The organism is Rhizobium ecuadorense (genome assembly GCF_001187535.1).
GTDB classification, from domain to species: domain Bacteria; phylum Pseudomonadota; class Alphaproteobacteria; order Rhizobiales; family Rhizobiaceae; genus Rhizobium; species Rhizobium ecuadorense.
In genome coordinates, this window is sequence record NZ_LFIO01001569.1 from 1 (window position 1) to 216 (window position 216).

At 52.3% G+C, this 216-nt stretch carries 1 pseudogene; it reads left to right on the forward strand.

Annotated features, from left to right (window positions below):
• Positions 1–216, forward strand: a pseudogene (locus tag AF337_RS44730) (hypothetical protein); the annotation flags it as partial.

Below are 216 nucleotides of genomic sequence, written 5' to 3' on the forward strand. Positions count from 1 at the left end.
GAAAACGGGGATATCGTTGAAGTTTTTGGATGCCAGCAACCGGGCATGAGCTTGACCCCTCGCGACGACGCGAGCGTGGAAGTCCGGAAATTCTTCCGTCTTCCAGCTGAAATCATATCTGTATCGTCTCGACAGTTTAAGCTTCAGCTTTTTGCGACTGATCTCCTCGATAAGGTTGACGCATGGGTGGCACAGCAGCCGCGTGATGTGCGGATT